Origin of the sequence: Providencia sp. PROV182, from assembly GCF_028480325.1 — a bacterium.
GTDB lineage: Bacteria > Pseudomonadota > Gammaproteobacteria > Enterobacterales > Enterobacteriaceae > Providencia > Providencia hangzhouensis.
The window spans coordinates 150955-174307 of sequence record NZ_JAMPOL010000010.1 but is presented as its reverse complement, the minus strand read 5'-3'; the positions used below and the strand labels follow the sequence as shown (position 1 = coordinate 174307).

Genomic DNA, 23353 nt, shown 5'->3' with positions numbered 1-23353 from the left:
AATGGGAGCGCTAAAATTTACCATATTAGCGCTTTTGTTCTTTTTTTTGGGCTCTACGCAGCTTAAAAAAAGCACTCAGCATTGAAGAACATTGCTGTTCTAGAACACCACCAGTAACATCCACATAATGATTTAACCCTGCTTGCCCCATGATATCTAGGTAAGAACCACAAGCTCCAGTTTTAAAGTCCTTAGCACCATAAACTACACGGCTAATACGGCTGTGGATCATTGCACCTGCACACATAATACAAGGCTCTAACGTGACATATAAGGTGGTATCTAATAACCGATAATTTGATAGCTCTTGCCCTGCTTGTTGCAAAGCCATAATCTCAGCATGTGCTGTCGGATTGTGGTCAATAATAGAACGATTCCACCCCGAGGCAATCAAATGGTTATCTTTCACTAAGACGGCACCGACAGGAATTTCGCCAAGATCTTGTGCTTTTAGCGCAAGTTCAATGGCTTGTTGCATCCAATACTCATCAATTTCTATTTGTGTCACTCTTACCTCTAACCAATGCGTTTACACGTAATTATCCTTAAATGTTAGAATGACCGCAATTAAAATGCTTTTGCCTTTATAATAACAACCTAATTTTAATTGCTAAAAATCGCTAATTTAGCTGCAAAACCCATAAAGAAAGCGCCTACCGTACAATTTCCAAGTTTTGCAAGGAGCTGCTTTTCACGTAAAAAACGAGCTATCAAGTAACCACTAAAAATCAATAAGCTTAAGTATAAAAAACTGACTAATTCTAAGATCGTCGCGAGTACAAGATAAGGCACCCATGCATGAGAGTAATTAAAATCAACAAATTGTATAAAGAAAGAAATATAAAATAGAATTGCTTTCGGGTTTGTTAAGCTCAGCACTAAGGCTCGAGTAAAATGGTTTTCTGTTTTAGTTTTAATTGAAATAGTGTCAGTGCCGTCTTGATTCGACTTCTTATGCATAAATGTGCTATATAAAATCTTACAACCTAAATATAGTAAATAAGCAGCCCCTAAATAGCGCACTATCATAAATAATGTTGGAGAAGCTTTGATTACCGAAGCTACACCAATGAATGACAGGAAAATTAATATCCCATCCCCAGTAAATACCCCTAGAGCAGCCCGATAACCAAACCGAGCCCCACTCGAAGTGCTTGTTTTTAATACATATAATGAATTAGGCCCTGGCACGATAATGATTAAAACAAGCCCAGCTAGGTAAGTCCAAAAGTTAAGAACACCAAGATTTTCGAACATATTTTCAACCCTTTATCTTTTTTATTATTTTTATCACAACTTTCAATCTTTGTGAATATTTATTCTATTTATTAGATATATGAAATGAACTAATAATAAAGATTATTTTAAATCTAACTTATTTATTTATGATAACTAGGCAATCAAATTATTATTCATTATTAATAGTAAAAGGAATAAATATATGGCTATCATTAGAAGATTGGTACAAGACGGTTCATTTGAAGAGTTTTATCCAACAACAATGACATTCAATGCCGCAAAACGTAATTATTTTTTAGGCCACTCAAAAGATAAAACTTACGTTGTCTATGCTATGGCTGATAATGGTAAAATTGAACCAAATGCTCCTGCGCAAAAAGGCAAATTAAGATCCTACCTTGGTAATATTCAAGCATTTTATGATACAGTAGATAATAAACAATACTTATATGGATATAATTTAAGCGAGAAAATCGTCGAATTATATGAAATTGACGATAAAGCTGGCATAAAACTACTCTATGTTGATGAATTTACTGTTGGAAGTACAATTCAATCGGCAACTCTATTTATCGCCAATGGCCTTATCCATATATTCAGTCAAGCTGAAAAAGATAAAAGCTGGAAAACTCATAGCTATAGCATCATATAATACCTTCCTTATATTACGTATATTTTATGACACCTTAAATTAGTCACAAGGGGTATTAATTTGCCCCTTATTTAAATAATCAACTTTAAAATCATATTTTAATAAAGAAAGAAAAGCGGTATAAGATCATCAACATTAAAACTTCACCACACTATTAACATTAGGTCTATTTAAATAAATAATCTTATCTTTCACCCTAGTTTCGATTATTTAGCATAGGTATATTTACATTCTTATCTTAATTCACTTTATTATTACATTCTAGTTTACTGATTATTTAAAAATAGAAAATAACGATCCAGATGTGAATACAATAACAGAAAAGGATACCAATATTCTGGTATAGCAAAAAATTGAACGCTAAAAATACAAATTTATCATTTAAATGATGTAAAACATCTACACTATGATTTGTTGTTACTTTTTTCAGGCTTTGCAGGTAAAATACATGGCATAAAAATATAAGAACCAAACGAAAGTAACGAATAGGTGCAAGGTATAAGTTACTAGTTTTTAACTTAATACAATGTAAATCACTGATATGTCTTTATTAATTACAAAACGCTGTATCAATTGCGATATGTGTGAACCCGAATGCCCAAATGATGCAATATTTATGGGTGACGAAATTTACGAAATTGACTCAACACTATGTACTGAATGTGTAGGCCATTACGACAAACCTACTTGCCAGTCCGTTTGCCCAATTACTAATACAATCATCACAGATCCTCAACATATCGAAACTGAAGAACAGCTTTGGGATAAGTTTGTTGCAATTCATCACGCCGATAAAATTTAGGTTTAACTTCACTTATATCCAATTATTTACCTAGTTATCCTTAAATGCTGCCAGTGATTTTTACTGGCAGCTCGGTATTACATTGATTCAAGAAATACTTTCTATGATAACTGTAGCAGATGCATAGTGACGTTCATCGGTAATAGAAACATGGTAATGCGTAACTTTTAACCGATTCGCCAGCTCCAATGCATCCCCAGTTAAACTTAATAATGGTTTTCCCAATTTATCATTGGTTACTTCAAATTGGTTAAAGGCTAAACCATTACGGATCCCTGTTCCTAATGCTTTTGCTGCGGCTTCTTTGACAGCAAACCGCTTTGCTAAAAAACGAGCTGGCTTTGATTGCTGTTGATATTGGGCTAATTCATTCTCAGTTAGAATTCTTTTCGCCAGACTATCACCGGTTCGTTCAAGCACCGACTCAATTCGAGCAATCTCAACAATATCCGTTCCTAATCCAACAATGGCCATTATTTACGTGCTTCTAATAAGATTTTTTTCATGTCAGTAACCGCTTGAGCTAACCCACTAAACAAAGCACGGCCAATAATTGCATGGCCAATATTAAGCTCATAAATTTCAGGTAACTGTGCAATACGTTGAACGTTATGGTATGTCAAACCATGACCCGCATTAACTTTAATACCTTTACTCGCCGCATATACGGCACCATCACGAATACGGCGAAATTCTAACTCTTGCTCTTGTTCTGATTTAGCATCAGCATAAGCCCCTGTGTGAATTTCAATAAATGGTGCACCACACTCTTGTGCTGCATCAATTTGCTGATGATCCGCATCAATAAATAATGAAACGAGAATGCCCGCGTCAGTCAGACGTTTTACAGCATCAGCCACTTTCTGTTTTTGGCCCGCAACATCTAAACCACCTTCAGTGGTTACCTCTTCACGCTTTTCTGGCACTAAACAGCAAAAAGTAGGTTTGATGCGGCACGCAATTTCAACCATTTCATCAGTTACCGCCATTTCAAGATTCATACGTGTTTGAATAGTTTCATTCAACAGAGTGATATCTCTATCTGTAATATGGCGTCGATCTTCGCGTAAATGCACTGTAATGCCATCAGCGCCTGCTTGCTCCGCAACAAATGCAGCTTGTACAGGGTCTGGATATTGAGTTCCTCTTGCATTTCTAACCGTTGCAATATGGTCGATATTTACGCCTAACAAAAGCTCTGCCATTTTTTATTCCCCATTAATAAACACTAACAAACTCATCTACCTACTATCCTACTGTAATTTTCTCCTTTGAGGGAATAAATCTCTCACCATTCGAAGCAAATTCCAATCTGTATATCCTGTTTCAGTATTTGTATTTTATTTTTGCGAAGCGCTTCGTAAGATTTTGTACCAGTGAAATAAATGTATTGTCTGAAAGAGCCAGTTCCGCTAAAAAGACACATGAGAAAAGGATATATTGTAGTAATCGAGGTGTAACAAACTAGATAAAAAATAAAATGAAAAACAATTTTAGCTCTGTTTGTTATGTGTAACTGGCGAGTAAGTAAACTGTCGAAATAATTCTCTGCTTTTTAAAGGTTTACCGCCTAAATATGGTTTTAAAGCAAGTCGGGTAAAACGTTTTGCTGCTTTGAGCGTATCTGCGTCAGGAAATTCTCGACTCGCCAATGCCTTAAGTTGTTTACCCGTAAAACTAAGCTGGTCAACAACCAAGCTACCAATAAACCCTTTTTCTTCTCTATACCGGTAAGTCATTGTGTCAGAAACGGGCTCTCCGCTGCCAGCACAATGTAAAAAATCAACACCATAACCAAGGTAAGAAAGCAGAGCCAATTCAAACCGACGCAATGCAAATTCGGGAGTGTGCTCACTTGCGGCAAGGATCTGTAAGCATGAGAGGTAATCAAAAAATAGTGAGGAATATGGTGTACCAAATTCTAATACACGTGCGGTTAATTCATTAAGGTATAAACCACTATATAGAACGGTTCCCGTTAAAGGGAGAGCCAAAGACACAGGGTCGACATTAATTAAGGTTTTGATTTCACCTTTGCCTCCCCAACGGATTAACAAAGGTGTGAAGGGCTGTAAACAGCCCCTTAATGGTGAACGATTACGGCGAGCGCCTTTTGCAAGTAAACGTATTTTTCCTTCGCCTTCAGTAAAAAAATCGAGCAATAAACTCGTTTCACTGTAAGGCCTTGAATGGAGTACAAACGCACGCTGCCAACCACTCACTTTGCCACCTACTATTTTAGGTCGTCAACATAACCCAGGCTACGTAATGCTCTTTCGTCATCAGCCCAGCCAGATTTAACCTTAACCCAAAGCTCAAGGTGTACCTTGTTATCAAACATTCTTTCCATATCGATACGCGCTTCGGTACCAATGGTTTTCAGTTTGCTCCCTTTGTTACCAATAACCATTTTCTTTTGGCCTTCACGCTCAACAAGAATTAAGCCATTGATATGGTAAATACCCGCTTCTGTTACCTTAAATTGTTCAATTTCGACGGTTACCGAATATGGCAGTTCATCACCCAAGAAACGCATGAGCTTTTCACGGATAATCTCAGATGCCATAAAACGCTGAGAACGGTCAGTAATATAGTCTTCAGGAAAATGATGAATAGCTTCAGGTATATGTTGTTTAACAATTTTAGCAATTGTATCCACACCAGTACCTTTTTCTGCACTGATAGGAACAACATCTAAAAAATTCATTTTCTGACTGATCATACTGATATGTGGCAACAGTATCGTTTTATCAGTCACATTATCAATTTTGTTAATTGCCAATATAACAGGGCAACGCAAGCTAGATAACTTAGTCAGTACCATTTCATCATCAGCGGTCCAATTAGTTCCTTCAACAACAAAAATAACTAATTCAACATCACCAATTGAACTGGATGCAGCGCGATTCATTAAACGGTTAATTGCACGTTTTTCTTCAATATGAAGTCCTGGGGTATCAACATAAATAATTTGGTAATTATCTTCTGTGTGGATCCCCATAATACGATGGCGAGTCGTCTGTGGCTTTCTCGAAGTAATCGAAACTTTTTGCCCCAGTAATTGATTCAATAATGTCGATTTACCGACATTTGGCCGTCCAACTATGGCAACAAAACCACAGTGGGATTGTAATTCACTCATTCAAGCTCCAAAATTTTCAATGCTTGCTCTGCTGCTGCTTGCTCCGCTTTACGACGGCTTGAGCCAACGCCATTAATCGGTTGGTCAATACCACTGACTTGGCAGTGGATCGTAAATTCTTGATCGTGAGCTTCACCTTTAACCTGAACAACCAAATAATTAGGTAGTGGTAAATGGCGTCCTTGCAAATATTCTTGTAACCTTGTTTTCGGGTCTTTTTGCTTATCACCCGGACTGATCTCAACCAGTCTACTTTGATACCAATCTAAAATAATTCTTTCGATCGTTTGGATATCACTATCTAAAAAAATACCACCGATCAGTGCTTCAACAGTATCAGCAAGGATAGATTCGCGACGAAAACCACCACTTTTTAATTCCCCCGGTCCTAAACGTAAACATTCACCGAGTTCAAATTCGCGTGCGATTTCTGCTAATGTATTTCCGCGTACAAGCGTTGCTCGCATACGACTCATATCCCCCTCGTCTACCTTTGGAAAACGGTGGTATAAGTCATTTGCAATCACAAAACTCAAAATCGAGTCACCTAAAAATTCTAGGCGTTCATTATGTTTGCTGCTTGCACTTCTATGTGTCAATGCTTGGATTAATAACTCGTTCTGTTTGAATTGATAACCAAGCTTACGTTGTAATCTTTCTATTAAAGAGGGGTTCATGTGCGCCCAACCATTTTTATTTGATAAAAAAGCACACGCAACAGACCTGTAAAATGCACCATTTTACAAAACTGTTGCGTTTGCACTGACTCCGAATCCTCTCGCATTTTTTGCAGCTCAGTGAAACTAATTATAAAAGTCCATTAGTTACAATAAGTTAAAATGGGAGAGTTAATAATTGGGGAGCCAATAATATTAATTAATCTATATTGTACACTGGGTAAAACAATAATGCTTCGGATAATACGGGTTTTCAAACGAAAACCCGTATTTGTAACATTTAGTTAGACCCACTAACCAAATTATAGTGGACCAATTCGACTAAAGCGAATACCTGTCGGCCATTCATTTTCTTGCTTATCAAGACTTAACCAAATAAATACCGCGCGACCAACTAAATTCTCTTCCGGCACAAAGCCCCACATACGGCTGTCAGAGCTATTATCCCTGTTGTCACCCATCATAAAGTAGTGCTTTTCAGGAACAATCCATTCATTCTTCGGCATACCTGGTTGCAAATATTTTGCTTCCGTAATTGCTTGACGAATAATCAAAATTTGATGCTCAACCGTATCCAATTTTTCACTACGTTCGTATTGACGCAATGCATTTCTTGGTAGAGGTTGGTCTAATGGAATTTCATAATTGCCCTTTTGGTTATCAACAACAGAACCGATATCAAGGAACATTGTCCATTCACTCGGCGCCAGAGGACCATAAACAATAGGTAAGGTCTCTGTACATTTGTTATCTGCACAATTAGGGTAAATTGTGAGTTCCTTTGCATCTGGGTTATAAATAATTTTATCACCCGGCATTCCAATAACTCGTTTTACAAAATCAACATTAGGATCTTTAGGGTATTTAAAAACTGCGATATCACCACGTTTCGGTTTACCTGTTTCGATTAATGTCGTTTGTGTGATTGGATCTTTCAAACCATAAGCAAATTTCTCAACCAACATAAAATCGCCAACTAACAACGTTGGCATCATTGACCCTGAAGGTATTTGAAATGGCTCATAAATAAATGAACGCACAATCAGTACAATCGCTAACACAGGGAAAATAGACGACCCTGTTTCAAGCCATGATGGACGGCGGACAGCATTTGCCACATCCGCCTCACTCACTGCGCCATTTGTTGCATCCTGTAACTGCTTAAGTTTTGCTTTACGCGCAGGTGCAAATTTAAACTTGTCTAAACACCATATAATCCCAGTGATTAATGTTGCCAGTGTTAGGATCAAGGCAAAGGTGTTAGCCATTGAGACTCCTTGTAAACTTAGTCTTTACCAACATGCAATATAGCAAGGAACGCTTCTTGTGGTAGCTCAACGTTACCAACTTGCTTCATGCGTTTCTTACCATCCTTTTGCTTCTGTAACAGTTTTTTCTTACGGCTAACGTCACCGCCATAACACTTAGCAAGTACGTTTTTACGCAGTTGTTTAACTGTAGAACGAGCAATAATGTGGTTACCGATCGCAGCTTGAATCGCAATATCGAACTGCTGACGCGGGATCAACTCTTTCATTTTTTCAACCAGTTCACGGCCGCGATATTGAGAATTCGCACGGTGAGTGATCAAGGCCAAAGCATCTACACGCTCATTGTTGATAAGAACATCAACACGCACCATGTCTGATGCTTGGAAACGTTTAAATGCATAATCTAAAGATGCATACCCACGAGACGTTGATTTTAAGCGGTCGAAGAAATCCAATACCACTTCTGCCATTGGGATTTCATAAGTCAACGATACTTGATTACCATGATAGACCATATTGGTCTGAACGCCACGTTTCTCAATACAAAGTGTAATAACGTTACCTAAATATTCTTTAGGCATCAGCATATGACACTCTGCGATTGGTTCGCGTAATTCTTCAATATTGTTCAATGCCGGTAGCTTAGATGGGCTATCGACATACACGATATCACCATTGGTCTGCTGCACTTCATACACTACAGTTGGCGCAGTGGTAATCAAATCAAGGTCATATTCACGTTCTAAACGTTCTTGAATGATTTCCATGTGCAGTAAGCCAAGGAAACCACAACGGAAACCGAAACCTAGCGCAGTAGAAGTTTCTGGCTCATAAAATAAAGACGCGTCATTTAGACTTAACTTACCTAGTGCATCACGGAATGATTCATAGTCATCAGAACTGACTGGGAATAAACCAGCGTAAACCTGTGGTTTAACCTTTTTAAAACCAGGTAATGCTTTATCTGCTGGATTACGAGCCCCTGTTAGCGTATCCCCAACTGGGGCACCAGTGATGTCTTTAATTGCACAAACTAACCAGCCCACTTCACCGCAACTCAAAACATCACGGTCGATTTGCTTAGGTGTGAAAATACCGAGGCGATCTGCATTATATACTTGCCCGGTGCTCATCACTTTAATTTTATCGCCTTTTCTCAATGTTCCGTTTTTAATACGGATCAATGAAACAACGCCTAAATAGTTATCAAACCACGAGTCAATAATAAGTGCTTGCAAAGGCGCATCCGCATCCCCAATCGGAGGTGGGATCTCTTTAACAAGGCGTTCAATCACATCTTGAACACCAATACCTGTTTTTGCAGAGCAGCGAACTGCATCATGCGCGTCAAGGCCAACAATATCTTCTATTTCATCAGCAACACGCTCAGGATCTGCAGCGGGTAAATCAATTTTATTTAAAACCGGAACCACTTCTAAATCCATTTCGATAGCGGTATAACAGTTTGCCAAGGTTTGAGCTTCAACGCCTTGCCCTGCATCAACCACCAGCAAAGCACCTTCACAGGCTGCTAATGAACGAGATACTTCATAAGAGAAGTCTACGTGACCCGGGGTGTCAATGAAGTTTAATTGGTAAGTTTCACCATCTGACGCTTTATAATCAAGCGTCACGCTCTGTGCTTTAATAGTGATCCCACGCTCACGCTCTAAGTCCATCGAGTCTAAAACTTGTGCCGCCATTTCGCGGTCGGTTAAGCCACCACAAATTTGAATAATGCGATCTGACAAGGTCGACTTACCATGGTCGATATGAGCAATGATGGAAAAGTTTCTTATATTATTGATTTTCAAGGTAATATCTTCTTTTAAATTGCCTTACAAAATCAGTTTTGTGCAAGTATCGCGACAAAACTAAAATGCTATGATTATCACAAGATTGTTAATTAGCAGCATTTTACATATAAGAACCCGCTAACACAAAGATTCAATGTAAAACAACTGTAAACCTGCATCAGGTTAATAGGTTAGTCGTCATAATTCATCATTAATACAAACCACATCAACCACGCTTATAGCCATAATCAATCTATTGTAATTTCTAACTCAAAACAGACAAAATATGTTAATGACTTTATTAGCCATAATACTATTTGTATGTTAATTAATTCTAATCCACAAAAAAGGGAAACATATGTTCCCCTTTCTATTGATAATATCAAATTAACCTTCTAACTCAACATATTGAAATTTAGCAATTAATTTGTACTGAAAGCTCGCTCGGAGGCAACCCTATCTGTAAAACAACAGGTTGAAAAGCTTCATCATCGCGCAAATTTGACGCTAGCCTACGCGCGACATAAAAACCAATAATACCACCAATTACACCTGAAATCGCTATCCAGAACTGCTCAAAATCAAACGCCTGCGCTAAGCCTGCAAAAATAAACAACCCCAAAATGGGTGTTAAGTAAACTAACAGCGCTGAGCGAATTAAACTCCCCTCAGGGATGCCCACTTCAATTTTCTGCCCTTCAACTAGTGGTTGTTCAATTGCGATTTCTAATTCATGTTCCGTATTTGGCCCAATTTTGCTTAAAGCATAAGAACCACAGGTTTTACGAGCACCGCAACTACCACAGCCGGATGAAGAACCATAGCGCAATAAAGCCCTACCGTTTTGCCAACGGACTACTGTTGCCCACTCTTTTACCATAATTTACTCCCGAAACTGAATACTACCTGCTACCACTTGTGCTGTTGCTAATGGTAATTCACCAATGATAGTGATGACATTTTGCTTTTGCGTCATTGTGTAAATAGTTCGACGCCCATTTTGAAGCGGTTGATCGAGTAACGGGCCTTTAGTCGATTTTGTCACATTTACAGAAAAGGTAAATAAACCATCACTAAACATTGCGGTTTCTACCACGTCATCTTCAGCTAATTTTCGCGAAGAACGGGATATTTCTTCAAAACCAGGTGGTAACATGCCAACTTGCCACTTAAAGGAAGGATTTCCATTTTTAGGGGAAATCAATAATGGCGGCATATTCACTTTACTTAACGCAAGTAATGAATCCTTAACTGTTTGGCTATCTAGCACCGTCGAGATCACACGAAATTGTTCTAATGTTTGGCTATTATTATCGAGAAGGTCGATACGTAATGGCAATTTCGTTTCTTCATCGATCAATACTACATAGTTAAACCGAGAATTGTCTTTCGATATTATGCGAATTACTAATGCTGGCCTATCGCCAATGTGGGTCCGCCCTGCATCAATAAAATTATAATAAGGTTTAATCTGTTGATAATTGGCAAAAACTACTGATGGTAAATTATCAACTATATATTTACCATTTAAGCTGAATGCATCAAAACCAGGTTCAAAGTAACTGATGCTATTGCCTTTTTGAACAATTTCACGACGCGATGAATCCATTTGGATCATTTGTGAAACAGGTTCACCATTAATGATGGCATGGCGGTAACGTACAGGTGTTATTGATTGCGGACTGAATGTCATATAAGACATTTCGTAAGAGAGGTTCTGGGCAGCATTTCCCATTTCTTTAAAAAGAACATCGGCATCTAGTTCAGATGCCGAAGCTTGATTAGAAATAATCAGGCTGCCCGTCAGGCAGATGACGGATAACCATTTGTTCATTATTGCAATTTAACTCCTGCTGAAGACGCAGGTTTTACAGACTCTTGATATTGCTGGTTAAGCATCGAGCGTCTTTCAATTTCATACTGTTGCAGCATCGCATTAATACGTTGATTTTGTTGCTCAACTTGTTGAATTTGCTGCTCATTACCAAATAATTGGTTATCTGAGATATTTAAGCTAACTGGCGCCCCGCTACCAACAGGAATAGTATTAAACATTGGCTCATCAACCGGTGAGTCAACGGCATTACTTTGGTTGTATTGTTGAACCCCAACAATAACCGCCAAAGACACACAAGCTGCAACACCAATTTGAGTCAGCTGGCTCGCCCAAGGACGAATTTTACCCCAGAATGGGAAAGCCCCCCAAGTCGCAGGCTCTGGCTGCGATTCGACAACTACCTGAGGATTAATACGCACAGCTTCATTCTCTAATGCTGCCGCAACTTTACTTGCAATATCGAAGTGCATGACTTCATTAGTATCGTTACGCAGAGTATCACGAATAAGATGATAGCTCTCCCAACGTTGTTTTAACGTTGAATCACGTGAAATAGCGTTGACCAGTTCTAAGTCTAGTACTTCGCCATCCATCATTGCGGAAAGTTTCTCTCTTTGCATGCCCAATTACCTTCAGTTAATTGCATCACAATTATATTTAATTGACTGATTTAACAGACTAATACTGTTGAATCAGAGGCTGAACTTTATTATCAATCGCTTCCCTTGCCCTAAAAATACGAGAACGTACGGTGCCAACAGGGCAATCCATTATTTCTGCGATTTCTTCATAGCTCAAACCATCTAACTCGCGGAGAGTAATTGCCATTCTAAGATCTTCTGGCAGCGATTCGATGGTCCGGAAAACAACTTTCTTTAATTCATCAGACAACATTAAGTTCTCTGGGTTCGAAATTTCTTTTAAGGCACCAGCGGTTTCAAAGTTTTCTGCATCACTCGCTTCCAAGTCCGACGCAGGTGGGCGTCTATCTTGGGCAACTAAATAATTTTTAGCTGTATTTACCGCAATCCGATAAAGCCAAGTATAAAATGCGCTGTCACCACGAAACGAACCAATGGCGCGATAAGCTTTTATAAATGACTCCTGCGCAACGTCAGGCACATCTGCTTGCGGTACATAGCGGGATACTAAGCTTGCGACTTTATGCTGATATTTTATCACCAATAAGTTGAAAGCTTGTTGATCGCCTTTTTGTACCTTTTCAACCAAAATCTGGTCGGTCAGTTGCTCGCTCATTCCAGGAAGTATCTCCCGAATTCAGGCCGATAATATGTTAACTTGATCATGTTCTCCCTTCCTAAAGCAAGCACTACTTTGAGTAGTAGAACTCGTTGAAGTTCAATTTAATCTAAAAAAATAGTCAAAAATTTACAAAACCGATAAAAAAATTACTGAGACGATCTTAAAGATCCTTATTAAAACAACTGCCTATAATATTCTTTCAGGCCTATAAGACAGCATACAGATTTTAGGCGCGAATGCGATAGCTATCACACTAAAAGCATTTGAATACGTAAATAGCGCTAGGTCAATATACTGTGCCTTAACAACCATCCACTAATAGCAATAGGACACTCGATAGGCTAACATAAAAAACTCAATACATACTATTATATACATGCAAACACTTATGAACGAATCCACACAGCATTACACTGATATTTTAATCATTGGGAGTGGTGTCGCAGGACTTTCAGCTGCCTTACGGCTCGCCCCTTTTCATCAAGTGACCATTCTCAGTAAAAGCAGCCTCAGCGAAGGGGCATCATATTATGCACAAGGTGGTATTGCCGCCGTTTTTGATGACACTGACAGCATCGAATCCCATGTAGAAGATACGCTAATTGCTGGTGCAGGTATCTGCCAGAAAGAAGCTGTTGAGTTTATTGCCTCCAATGCGAAACATTGCGTGCAATGGCTTATCGACCAAGGTGTTTTATTCGATACTGAAATTACCGAAAGCGGTGAAACACAGTATCATTTAACCCGTGAAGGTGGCCATAGTCATCGGCGGATCCTCCATCATGCTGATGCCACAGGAAAAGAAGTTGAAACCACGTTAGTTGACCTCGCTTTTGCCCACCCAAGCATTCATATTAAAGAACGCTATAATGCCGTCGACCTTATCCTTTCTAATGAGGCTGAATCGCCACGAATTTTAGGCGCTTACGTATGGAACCGCCAAAAAGAGCAAGTTGAAACCATTCGAGCGAAAACGATTGTTCTAGCAACGGGCGGCGCGGCTAAAGTTTATCAATATACCACGAATCCAGATATTTCTTCTGGTGATGGTATCGCAATGGCGTGGCGGGCTGGCTGCCGTGTTGCTAACCTTGAATTTAATCAATTCCACCCAACGTGTTTATTTCACCCACAAGCACGCAATTTCTTATTAACTGAAGCATTACGTGGTGAGGGGGCTTACCTCAAGCGTCCTGATGGTAGCCGATTTATGCCAGATCACGACGATCGCGGTGAACTTGCTCCTCGCGATGTTGTTGCACGAGCTATTGACCATGAAATGAAACGCCTTGGTGCTGATTGCATGTATTTGGACATTAGCCATAAGCCTAGCGATTTCGTTAAAAACCATTTCCCGACTATTTATGCGAAATTGATGACTTTAGGGTTAGACCTCACTCAAGAGCCCATCCCTATCGTCCCAGCGGCCCATTACACATGCGGTGGTGTAATTGTCGATGAAACGGGTATGACTGATATCACGAATCTCTATGCAATTGGCGAAGTGAGCTACACTGGCTTACATGGTGCAAACCGTATGGCATCCAATTCTCTATTAGAATGCTTGGTATATGGTTGGGCGGCGGCAGAAAATATTAATAAAACGATTAAACAGATCGACGAAATTCCCTATTTATCTGAATGGGATGAAAGCCGAGTGCATAACTCAGATGAACAGGTTGTTATTCAACATAACTGGCATGAATTACGCTTATTTATGTGGGATTACATGGGAATTGTGAGAACCACAAAACGGCTTGAGCGCGCACTGCGTCGCATCCATCTATTGCAGCAAGAAATTCACGACTACTATGCAAATTTCCGCATTTCAAATAACTTACTTGAATTACGTAACCTAGTTCAAGTCGCTGAATTAATGGTTCGTTGTGCATTAGAACGCAAAGAAAGCCGTGGATTACATTACACCTTGGATTACCCAGAACCACTTCCTAATTCAGGCCCCACTATTTTAAAACCTGAATAACGTGAGCTAAGGCTGGCCTTTGAGCCAGCTTTAATATTTCACATAAAATGGCTGAATTAGTTTACAAAATTCATCGGTATACTCACCCTTTTCATCTTTGAGTGCCAGCGATGTCACTTGTGTTTGTATCTCTTGCAGTTGAATGCCCAATAGCATGCGATGGTAGACCGTTGTAGGTTTATCACTAACATTGACGCGAAAAGCGGTAAACCAACCTGAATTCTCAGCCATCTTCTGTATTTTTTCACCAACTTCATAGGGCAACACTAAACAAAATAGTCCATGAGATGTAAGACAGGATTTTGCACTTTCGAGTAATACATCATGAGTTAATGTCGCGGTATATCTCGCTTGGTCTCGTTTTTCATCCCGACACGCAACCGCAGGTTCAAAGTAAGGTGGGTTACTAACAATCAAATCATATTGAACCGATGACAACTGGCTGTAACTCACAATGTCTTGATTGATGACATGTAAACGATCCGCCCATGGGGATTCAATAAAATTTTCTTGTGCTTGTACTGCCGCGTCACTATCTAACTCGACGGCATCAACACATAACATTGCATTTCTTTGTGCTAGCATCAATGCTATTAGCCCACTACCGCTACCAATATCCAATACAGACTGAACACCGTCTACAGGAGCCCAAGCCCCCAATAGCACACCATCCGTCCCCACTTTCATCGCACATCGGTCATGAGCCACAAAAAACTGTTTAAACGTAAAACCGCCTTTACGGTAATTCTTTTTTTGCTTACACATGCAAACACTCTAATTGGCTAATACTTGTTCGAACATTCTCATACTAAGCAAATAAAAGTCATAATTTAACCTATTTGCTACAATATAATTCTCATAATATGAGAATTATATTTGAGACGAAAAAAATTTACTGATAAGTTCGAAAAAAAGGAGATGCCATGAACAGTATAAATAGAACCTTAGACATCTTGTCTTACATCACAACTTGCGCATCTCCAGTGACGCCACAGTCTATCTCATCAGCGTTAGAGATCCCATTATCAACCGTCTATCGTTTACTAACAATTCTCATAGATTGGGAATTTGTATCTCACGCAAAACAATATGGAACATACTGTGTTGGCTCGCAGAGTATCAAAAATCAAGAAAAATACTATCACCACAGTTTATTGATGAGCGCGTCTAAACAAGAACTGCAAACTTTAGCGAAAAAAACCCAAGAAACCGTGGCGATTATCACCTCAAATTTACGAGAGACCATTTGTGTCGACATGATTGAGAGTGAACAAGCGCTGCGCTGCTCTTTTATTATTGGCCGGGGCAATACTTTAGTTAAAGGAGCAAGTGCGAAAACATTGTTAGCTTTTCGTCATGAACTCTATCAAAACCAAGTACTTGAAGCTCATACAAAGCAGTTAACCACTGAACAACAAAAAATAAAGCTACAACAAGATTTACAACAGATACGCAAACAAGGTTACGGCATGTCTGTGAGTGAAATCGATGAAGGCGTACTGGGTGTTTCTGCACCGATTTTCAAAGGTAATGATGTGTTAGCTGTCGTTTCAGTTATGGCACCTGAATTTCGCTCTACACATCGCGTGGATGAATTTATCACGCACACCTGCCAAACAGCGCATAACATCACTAAATTAATTAACTTGGAGTAACTATGACACAACCTTTCCAATGGCAAGGGCGCACAGATGGTGAAACACAAGAACATTTGCGCATCCACCAAGTCATTAATAAACACACACCTGCCAAGTTTGCATTAATTGGTTTTGCTTCTGATGAGGGCGTTCGACGCAATAAAGGCCGCCAAGGTGCAAAAGCAGGCCCTGATGCAATTCGTCATCAACTGGCAGGTTTGCCTATTCATCAACCAATTGCAATCAAAGATGTCGGTACAATTCGCTGTGATGATGGCAATTTAGAAGCAGCACAACGCCGTTTATCCGACCAACTTATCGCTCTCCTCGCTGATAACCAAAAACCGATTGTCCTTGGCGGCGGTCATGAAGTTGCATTTGCGAGCTTCCAGGGCCTGTTTGACTACGTTGAACAACATCAAGCGGGTAAAACGATTGGTATTATTAACTTTGATGCACATTTTGATTTGCGTGAAGCCCCTGTCGCCACTTCTGGCACTCCATTTTTACAATCAGCCATGTTGTGCCAGCAACACCAACGCTCTTTCAAATATTTATGTTTAGGCATCGCAGATCATGGCAATACAAAAGTATTATTCGATACCGCAGATACGCTAGGTTGCCAATATATCCGCGATAAAGAACTCGCTTATTCCAAGCTACCTCAAGCGATTGAAAAAATTAAAAAATTTATTGACGAAGTAGACTATTTATATGTCACCGTTGATTTAGATGTATTTTCTGCTGCTATTGCGCCGGGCGTTAGTGCACCAGCACCAAAAGGCATTTCTACTGAAATTTTTGATGAATTGTTTGCCATTATCAAGAGCAGCCAAAAAATTGCGGTTTTTGATATCGCAGAATGTAATCCTGAATTTGATATTGACAACCATACCGCCAAACTCGCGGCTTATTTGATATACCAATATTTATTCTAATAAAACAACACAACAACTCGACTGATAAATACACTGTTTCTCACGCTGTTAAGATTATTAATTTTCAAACACCACAATAAAAATAGCTTTGAAGTTGATTATCAAACTAGCCGTAACACAATAACTTAATGGTTTTTAACTATTGAATTTCGCGTTACAGCTAGGCGGCAAGTGACGTTATCCCTAGGAGCTACAAAAGTATGTGACTAGGGTAACGGAGCGCGGCCAACAACGCTGTAGCGTGAAAGACAACAGTTAAAAAGGGAAAAATATGATTCTACACCTCGACACACTCTCCACCCTCTTCCTAACGGTGATCTGCTTACTCATGGGGATCCACTTAAAGAAACGTATCGAATGGCTACAGCGCTTTTGTATCCCTTCTCCCGTCATTGGCGGCTTTCTGGTTAGTTTGATTATTTGGGGGCTCAAATCATTTAATCTGGCCGAAATCAATTTTGATACCAGTTTACAAACCTTCTTAATGGTCGCTTTCTTTACCACTATTGGTATTGACGGCAGCTTCCGTATTTTAAAAAGTGGTGGTCGGTTACTCTTTATCTACCTGTTTATCTGCTGGTTTGTGGTTATTTTCCAAGACACCTTTGGTGCAGGCCTTGCTCATTTACTCGGTGTTGATCCCGTTATTGGTATCATGGCTGGTGGCGTTTCTCTTACTGGGGGACATGGTGGTGCAGCAGCCTTTGGTGGCATGGCTGAGGGCCTTGGCGTGCAATCCGCAACGGTTGCCGCAATTGCCGCAGCAACATTCGGCCTAATTACAGGAAGTTTACTTGGTGGTCCGATTGCAACGTTCTTAATTAAGAAATTTAACGTGCAGATTAAAGCTGATGAAAATGTTGAGCGAGTTCAAGTTCCTGAAACCATTGCTGGAAAAATTGAATCCATCGATGCTCACGCCTTTTTAAAAATGCTAGCACTTGTTCTTGGAATTATGGTTATTGGTCAATTCGCTTCAGCGCAATTTACCAAAGCAACCGGGTTTTCTTTGCCGAGCTATGTTGGAGCAATGATCATTGCGATTGTTATTCGCAATATTAATGACCAAGTAGAATTATTCCGTATTAACCAAAAGTCGGTTGACCTTATCTCTGAAGTTTCGCTTGGCCTATTTTTGACTATGGCGATGATGTCATTGAAAATATGGGAGCTAAAAGCTGTTGCTTTGCCATTATTCACCATTCTATTGGCGCAAGTGATTATTTTAATTCTATTAGTTGTCTTTGTCATTTTCCGCTTATTAGGCAAAAACTACGATGCCGCAGTAATGTGTGCAGGCCTAATGGGGCACGGCTTAGGTGCGACGCCAAATGCAATGGCGAATATGTCCTCTGTTTGTGAACGTTACAAACAAGTGTCAATGAAAGCTTTCATGATTGTGCCACTCAGTGGTGCCGTGCTCATTGACTTAGTTGGTATTCCTTATCATACATGGTTAATTAATATACTTAGCTAAGTTAGATAAGCATGAAGGAGGAAAAGCTCTTTCCTCCTTCAATTATTTATCTTCTCTATATTTCACTCACATACATTGATATATCGCTCCCTGTCCACAGTGAAAACAGATACACTTGAGCAAAGCTGATTTTTTCAGGTGAACAATTTTGCTAACCTGTTTATAATCAGCGCCCCAAATAGAGGTATATCATGACTGCATCCACTTTTACTGAACTTGAACTTGATGAAAGCCTAATTGATGCGCTTTCAGATAAAGGCTATCAACGTCCAACCGCGATTCAAGCGGCAGCTATTCCTGCTGCAATGGATGGCCGCGATGTATTAGGTTCAGCTCCGACAGGTACAGGTAAAACCGCCGCGTTCTTACTACCTGCGATCCAACATTTACTTGATTTCCCTAGAAAGAAATCAGGGCCGCCTCGCGTTCTAGTTGTCACGCCAACTCGTGAATTAGCCATGCAGGTTGCTGACCAAGCAAAAGAATTATGTGCCCATAATCACCTCGATATTGCAACAATCACGGGTGGTGTTGCTTATATGAATCACGCTGAAGTTTTCAGTGAAAATCAAGACATTGTCGTCGCAACAACAGGCCGTCTACTCCAATATATTAAAGAAGAAAACTTTGACTGCCGTGCAGTTGAGATTTTGATCCTCGACGAAGCTGACCGCATGCTCGACATGGGTTTTGCCAATGACATAGAAACAATTGCAGGCGAAACGCGCTGGCGCAAGCAGACCATGCTGTTTTCTGCAACTCTTGAAGGCGAAGCTATTCGTGACTTTGCTGAGCGCTTATTAGAAGATCCAATTGAAATTGACGCCGACCCTTCACGCCGTGAACGTAAAAAAATTCAGCAATTTCATTACCGTGCTGACACTCTAGAGCATAAAACGGCATTACTGTGCCATTTGTTAAAACAAGATGAAGTCACCAAAGCTATCGTCTTTGTGCGTAAGCGTGAGCGTTTGCGCGAATTAGTCCAATGGTTACGTGAAGCGGGTATCGAACCTTGTTATCTTGAAGGTGAAATGCCGCAGGCTAAGCGTAATGAAGCGGTACGTCGCCTAGTTGATGGCCAAGTTAAAGTACTCGTTGCAACAGATGTTGCTTCCCGTGGCTTAGATATCGAAAACGTTAGCCATGTTTTTAACTTTGACTTACCTAGAACTGCAGATGTGTATTTGCACCGTATTGGCCGTACCGGCCGAGCTGGACGTAAAGGAACCGCAATTTCCTTAGTCGAAGCGCATGACTTCCCATTATTGGGTAAAATTACTCGTTATATTGAAGAACCTATCAAAATTCGTGTGGTTGATTCTTTACGTCCAACAACTAAAGCCCCTTCAGAAGCGATGCTAAATAAGCCAAAACCGTCGAAGAAAGTGCTTGCTAAGCGTAAAGAAAAGAAAAAAGAAGAACAAGCTAAGAAAAAAGAAAAAGTACGCCATCGCGATAAGAAAAATATTGGTAAACGTCGTACTCCTGCTAGCCCTTCTATACCAACAGCTAGCGATAAAAGCTAGTCACTAAAAACGGGTTTAGGCCCGTTTTTTATTTAGCCCATCATTTGAAAAACTTTATCTCGCATTTGTTTGCCTTCATGAGTTAGCAAATCATACTTAATAATATGGCTACCAAGTATATCCTTACAATCTAAGCCTTTATTATTTTTAATTCGCCAATCGGCTCCATTTTCCAATAGTAATGTAGCAACATCAAGTGCATGGCTATTTAACGCATCATGTAAAGGTGTGTTCCCCAAACTATCCTTAATATTCACTGTTAATCCATTTTTTAATAAAAGTTGCGATTGTATAAGACGGCCATTTTGCGCAGCTAAATGCAAAATACTTTTTTGGCCTCTGGATTGAAACATTTTAATTGTTTGACCATATTGAGATTCCATTAGGGCTGCCATAAATTGCCCATTAACTGTTCTGACTGATTGCTGTGCCAATAAACTAATGTCACAAGGTTTGTGGTCTAATGATAAAAGTGCTGAAAACTCCGTTATATTTCCTTTTTTGATAGCACTTTCACAACATTCCTGCCAACTCATTTCCTGTTTTTCTTCTTTAGTTGGAAATATTTCTAGTGGTATTTCTTGTACCTTATTATATTCACCTGTGATTGCATTCCAATTATTCCATGGCTTATGTTTGCACATAACCCTAATAATTTTAAGCATTGAATGAGCAATAAAACTTCTTGTTAATAAACGGGTGGGTAACCAATTTTTCCAAGAGCTATGTTCGCTATAAGCCATTTTAATACAATTTCCCAACGCAGAAGGGATCGGTAAAGAGTTTTGTAATCCATCGAGCCAATCATATTGCACCGTGTAATAACGTATCAACCCTTCTTGTGCCATTTTTTCAGCAACGTGATAATCAATCCCAATATTATTAATAGTATTTTTTGCCAGCCCTGCAGGACTGAATGCGATACAGGGTGATTGACTCGCTAACGCCGCTATTGATGCCAATCCTCCACCTAATGAGTGCCCTGTACAAATTGTGTTTCCATTAACTGCATTGAATAAAACATTCATCAAACCAACAGCTTGAAAATATTGAGACTCATAAAAACCAAGGCCTTGACGAATATTACTGTAAAAATCGATAATATCGTTAGTACCAGCAAAACAAAGAATATATAAATCATTAAATCGACAGATATTAGCTTGAAAACCTGTTTGCTCGTCGTTTAATAGTTCCGCATTAATTCCGAGATCAAAAATCTCTTTATTACTTAATCTTTCAACACCCTGAATATTCCGCCAATTTTTATGATAAGCACCTTGCGCTAATAGAGCCAAAATATAGTCATTTTGTTGTGCATGACCTCCTAAGAAGTCTTCTCTTAATATCTCTTTAGGCCATAAATCTGTTATACAAGGTTTAATTTCTTGATGTTGGTGCTGCAAATAAATATTTAAGTTTTCTCTAACAAAAATATATTCATCTTTTTTTGATAATGTTTGTAGTGTTGGTAGTGACATGAATTCTCCCTAACAAGTGTATTTGTTGGAAGAATATTGAAATACAAATAACCAAGGTGGGAAATAATCAACTTTATTAGGAACAAATAAAAAGCCATTGGTAACAATGGCTTTAGAATTTATTATGCATTACTAGATGTAATTACATTTAATATTTATTACAAGCTTTCAGTGAAAGTACGAGTAATAACATCACGTTGTTGTTCAGGCGTTAATGAATTAAAACGCACTGCATAACCAGAAACACGGATTGTTAATTGTGGATATTTTTCTGGGTTTTTAACTGCATCTTCTAATGTTTCACGACTTAATACGTTAACATTTAAGTGCTGACCACCTTCAACACGTACAGTTGGTTTCATTTCTAAAGGAACTTCACGATACTCAAAAGCACCTAATTCGTCTTTAGCAACGATTTGCCCTTCGTTATAATCGGCTTTCGCACAAACACAACGAGCTTCATTTTTTTCGTCATCCAGTAACCAAAACGAATTCATCAATGCTGCATTATCAGTTTTAGTAATTTGAATACCTGTAATCATGTCGACCTCCACGTTCGAGCTAGATTGCATTCGATTTGCTTAATAAATCGAAGCTACATTAACCATCAATCTTATGAAAACTTGTAATTGGATATTTGGTCTAACCAATGTATATAGGTATTTTATACCAGCTAGATCCCCTATTTTCTTTGATATTTATCAATTATTCCGCTTAGTAACTAATTCAACCAACCCAACATTATGATTTAAATCAAAATTCATAATTCACTTTTTTAACTATTTTTATATATTTTCAATTTTTTTTAAAGATTAATACTCAATATCAGGGCTTTATCTCTCCCTCATGAACCAGTAAGCTTATAGCTATCAACTGGTTCATATAATTGTTCCTTCTTAAATTCATTGTTATGGAATATTTCATGTCAAACTCCATTACGTGGCACGATGTTATTGGCCCTGAAAAATCAAAACCTTACTTCAAAGAAACGTTGGCTTATGTAGCAGAACAACGCAAAAATGGTAAAATTATCTATCCTGCTCAAGACGACGTTTTTAATGCATTTAGGTATACCGAGCTTTCTGATATTAAAGTTGTTATCCTTGGGCAAGACCCTTACCATGGGCCAGGGCAAGCTCACGGCCTCTCTTTTTCCGTACTCCCAGGAATTAAGCCACCACCATCATTAGTCAATATGTATAAAGAGCTAGAAAAAGATATTAGTGACTTTCAAAGGCCTAATCATGGGTACTTGCTCAGTTGGGCTCAACAAGGTGTTTTACTCCTTAACACCGTCCTCACCGTCGAGCAAGGCAATGCCCATTCCCATGCACATTTAGGTTGGGAAACATTTACAGATAAAGTTATTGAAGCAATTAATGAAAATACCGAGGGCGTGATCTTTTTACTCTGGGGCTCTCATGCCCAGAAAAAAGGTAAAATTATTGATACTAAACGCCATCATGTTCTGAAAGCCCCACATCCCTCCCCACTTTCTGCTCATCGCGGGTTTTTAGGTTGTGGGCATTTTTCACAAACAAATGAAATTTTAGCTCAGCAAGGCAAAAAACCTATAGATTGGACACCTGTAATTAGCGAATAATTTCAAATTGCGGACAATAAAAAATGGG

Annotated in this window: 24 protein-coding genes; 8 read left to right on the top strand and 16 right to left on the bottom strand. The window is 39.1% G+C overall.

Features of this window, described 5'->3' with window-relative positions:
• Window positions 1-25 precede the first annotated feature (25 nt).
• Both tadA and leuE read right to left on the bottom strand, forming a co-directional pair.
• Window positions 26-508: a tRNA adenosine(34) deaminase TadA gene (gene tadA, locus PR834_RS08840; RefSeq protein WP_196724341.1), complete on the bottom strand. Its 483-nt coding sequence runs from the start codon at window positions 506-508 to the stop codon at window positions 26-28.
• Between the two features lie 95 nt (window positions 509-603).
• On the bottom strand, window positions 604-1257 hold the full coding sequence (gene leuE, locus PR834_RS08835; protein WP_140172294.1) for a leucine efflux protein LeuE: 654 nt from the start codon (window positions 1255-1257) through the stop codon (window positions 604-606).
• Window positions 1258-1441: 184 nt separating this feature from the next.
• Between leuE and PR834_RS08830 the strand changes: the two genes are divergently transcribed.
• Together PR834_RS08830 and PR834_RS08825 are read left to right on the top strand one after the other, a co-directional pair.
• Window positions 1442-1891 carry a hypothetical protein gene (locus tag PR834_RS08830; protein WP_004264971.1) on the top strand — a complete coding sequence of 150 codons (450 nt, stop codon included), beginning with the start codon at window positions 1442-1444 and terminating at the stop codon, window positions 1889-1891.
• Between the two features lie 541 nt (window positions 1892-2432).
• Window positions 2433-2693 carry a YfhL family 4Fe-4S dicluster ferredoxin gene (locus PR834_RS08825; protein WP_036959019.1) on the top strand — a complete coding sequence of 87 codons (261 nt, stop codon included), beginning with the start codon at window positions 2433-2435 and terminating at the stop codon, window positions 2691-2693.
• 87 nt (window positions 2694-2780) lie between these two features.
• Here the strand turns inward: PR834_RS08825 and acpS are convergent, their stop codons facing one another.
• From acpS to rpoE, 11 genes are all read right to left on the bottom strand, one after another.
• Window positions 2781-3167 (bottom strand): holo-ACP synthase, encoded by a 387-nt coding sequence (gene acpS, locus PR834_RS08820; protein ID WP_196724342.1) that lies wholly within the window; start codon window positions 3165-3167, stop codon window positions 2781-2783.
• A complete protein-coding gene (pdxJ, locus tag PR834_RS08815; RefSeq protein ID WP_094961689.1) occupies window positions 3167-3898 on the bottom strand; it encodes a pyridoxine 5'-phosphate synthase in 732 nt (243 codons plus the stop codon). Before pdxJ ends, acpS begins: the two co-directional genes overlap by 1 nt.
• Window positions 3899-4186: 288 nt before the next feature.
• Window positions 4187-4915: a DNA repair protein RecO gene (gene recO / locus PR834_RS08810; RefSeq protein WP_272536596.1), complete on the bottom strand. Its 729-nt coding sequence runs from the start codon at window positions 4913-4915 to the stop codon at window positions 4187-4189.
• Window positions 4916-4926: 11 nt separating this feature from the next.
• Window positions 4927-5835: a GTPase Era gene (gene era, locus PR834_RS08805; protein ID WP_004264976.1), complete on the bottom strand. Its 909-nt coding sequence runs from the start codon at window positions 5833-5835 to the stop codon at window positions 4927-4929.
• On the bottom strand, window positions 5832-6512 hold the full coding sequence (rnc, locus tag PR834_RS08800) for a ribonuclease III (protein ID WP_004264978.1): 681 nt from the start codon (window positions 6510-6512) through the stop codon (window positions 5832-5834). Before rnc ends, era begins: the two co-directional genes overlap by 4 nt.
• Window positions 6513-6814: 302 nt before the next feature.
• Window positions 6815-7780, bottom strand: a complete 966-nt coding sequence (gene lepB, locus PR834_RS08795; RefSeq protein WP_004264979.1) for a signal peptidase I — start codon at window positions 7778-7780, stop codon at window positions 6815-6817.
• 17 nt (window positions 7781-7797) lie between these two features.
• Window positions 7798-9591: a translation elongation factor 4 gene (gene lepA / locus PR834_RS08790; protein ID WP_036959062.1), complete on the bottom strand. Its 1794-nt coding sequence runs from the start codon at window positions 9589-9591 to the stop codon at window positions 7798-7800.
• A gap of 403 nt (window positions 9592-9994) precedes the next feature.
• The gene (gene rseC, locus PR834_RS08785) at window positions 9995-10459 is read right to left on the bottom strand and encodes a SoxR-reducing system protein RseC (RefSeq protein WP_004264981.1); all 465 of its coding nucleotides are present in this window, start codon (window positions 10457-10459) and stop codon (window positions 9995-9997) included.
• A 3-nt stretch (window positions 10460-10462) separates the two neighbouring features.
• Entirely contained in the window at window positions 10463-11413 is a 951-nt protein-coding gene (rseB, locus tag PR834_RS08780; RefSeq protein WP_004264982.1) for a sigma-E factor regulatory protein RseB, read from the bottom strand.
• Window positions 11413-12036 (bottom strand): anti-sigma-E factor RseA, encoded by a 624-nt coding sequence (rseA, locus tag PR834_RS08775; protein WP_110591977.1) that lies wholly within the window; start codon window positions 12034-12036, stop codon window positions 11413-11415. Before rseA ends, rseB begins: the two co-directional genes overlap by 1 nt.
• Before the next feature lie 58 nt (window positions 12037-12094).
• Complete coding sequence (rpoE, locus tag PR834_RS08770; protein WP_004264984.1) at window positions 12095-12673, bottom strand: RNA polymerase sigma factor RpoE; 579 nt, start codon at window positions 12671-12673, stop codon at window positions 12095-12097.
• Window positions 12674-13067: 394 nt separating this feature from the next.
• Between rpoE and nadB the strand changes: the two genes are divergently transcribed.
• A complete protein-coding gene (gene nadB / locus PR834_RS08765; RefSeq protein ID WP_164455436.1) occupies window positions 13068-14663 on the top strand; it encodes an L-aspartate oxidase in 1596 nt (531 codons plus the stop codon).
• A 30-nt stretch (window positions 14664-14693) separates the two neighbouring features.
• Here the strand turns inward: nadB and trmN are convergent, their stop codons facing one another.
• A complete protein-coding gene (trmN, locus tag PR834_RS08760) occupies window positions 14694-15428 on the bottom strand; it encodes a tRNA(1)(Val) (adenine(37)-N(6))-methyltransferase TrmN (protein ID WP_112308259.1) in 735 nt (244 codons plus the stop codon).
• A gap of 158 nt (window positions 15429-15586) precedes the next feature.
• Between trmN and PR834_RS08755 the strand changes: the two genes are divergently transcribed.
• The 4 genes from PR834_RS08755 to srmB all read left to right on the top strand — a co-directional run bounded on the left by PR834_RS08755 (window position 15587) and on the right by srmB (window position 20244).
• The gene (locus PR834_RS08755) at window positions 15587-16318 is read left to right on the top strand and encodes an IclR family transcriptional regulator (RefSeq protein ID WP_004912819.1); all 732 of its coding nucleotides are present in this window, start codon (window positions 15587-15589) and stop codon (window positions 16316-16318) included.
• Between the two features lie 2 nt (window positions 16319-16320).
• Complete coding sequence (gene hutG / locus PR834_RS08750) at window positions 16321-17238, top strand: formimidoylglutamase (protein ID WP_094961685.1); 918 nt, start codon at window positions 16321-16323, stop codon at window positions 17236-17238.
• Between the two features lie 271 nt (window positions 17239-17509).
• Window positions 17510-18715 (top strand): sodium/glutamate symporter, encoded by a 1206-nt coding sequence (gltS, locus tag PR834_RS08745; protein ID WP_036959023.1) that lies wholly within the window; start codon window positions 17510-17512, stop codon window positions 18713-18715.
• 191 nt (window positions 18716-18906) lie between these two features.
• Window positions 18907-20244 (top strand): ATP-dependent RNA helicase SrmB, encoded by a 1338-nt coding sequence (gene srmB / locus PR834_RS08740; RefSeq protein ID WP_004264992.1) that lies wholly within the window; start codon window positions 18907-18909, stop codon window positions 20242-20244.
• 32 nt (window positions 20245-20276) lie between these two features.
• Here srmB and PR834_RS08735 read toward each other — a convergent pair whose 3' ends face one another.
• Together PR834_RS08735 and grcA are read right to left on the bottom strand one after the other, a co-directional pair.
• A complete protein-coding gene (locus PR834_RS08735) occupies window positions 20277-21722 on the bottom strand; it encodes an ankyrin repeat domain-containing protein (RefSeq protein WP_112308257.1) in 1446 nt (481 codons plus the stop codon).
• A gap of 158 nt (window positions 21723-21880) precedes the next feature.
• On the bottom strand, window positions 21881-22264 hold the full coding sequence (gene grcA, locus PR834_RS08730; RefSeq protein ID WP_036959024.1) for an autonomous glycyl radical cofactor GrcA: 384 nt from the start codon (window positions 22262-22264) through the stop codon (window positions 21881-21883).
• 380 nt (window positions 22265-22644) lie between these two features.
• Between grcA and ung the strand changes: the two genes are divergently transcribed.
• Complete coding sequence (gene ung / locus PR834_RS08725) at window positions 22645-23325, top strand: uracil-DNA glycosylase (RefSeq protein ID WP_110591984.1); 681 nt, start codon at window positions 22645-22647, stop codon at window positions 23323-23325.
• Window positions 23326-23353: the final 28 nt, after the last annotated feature.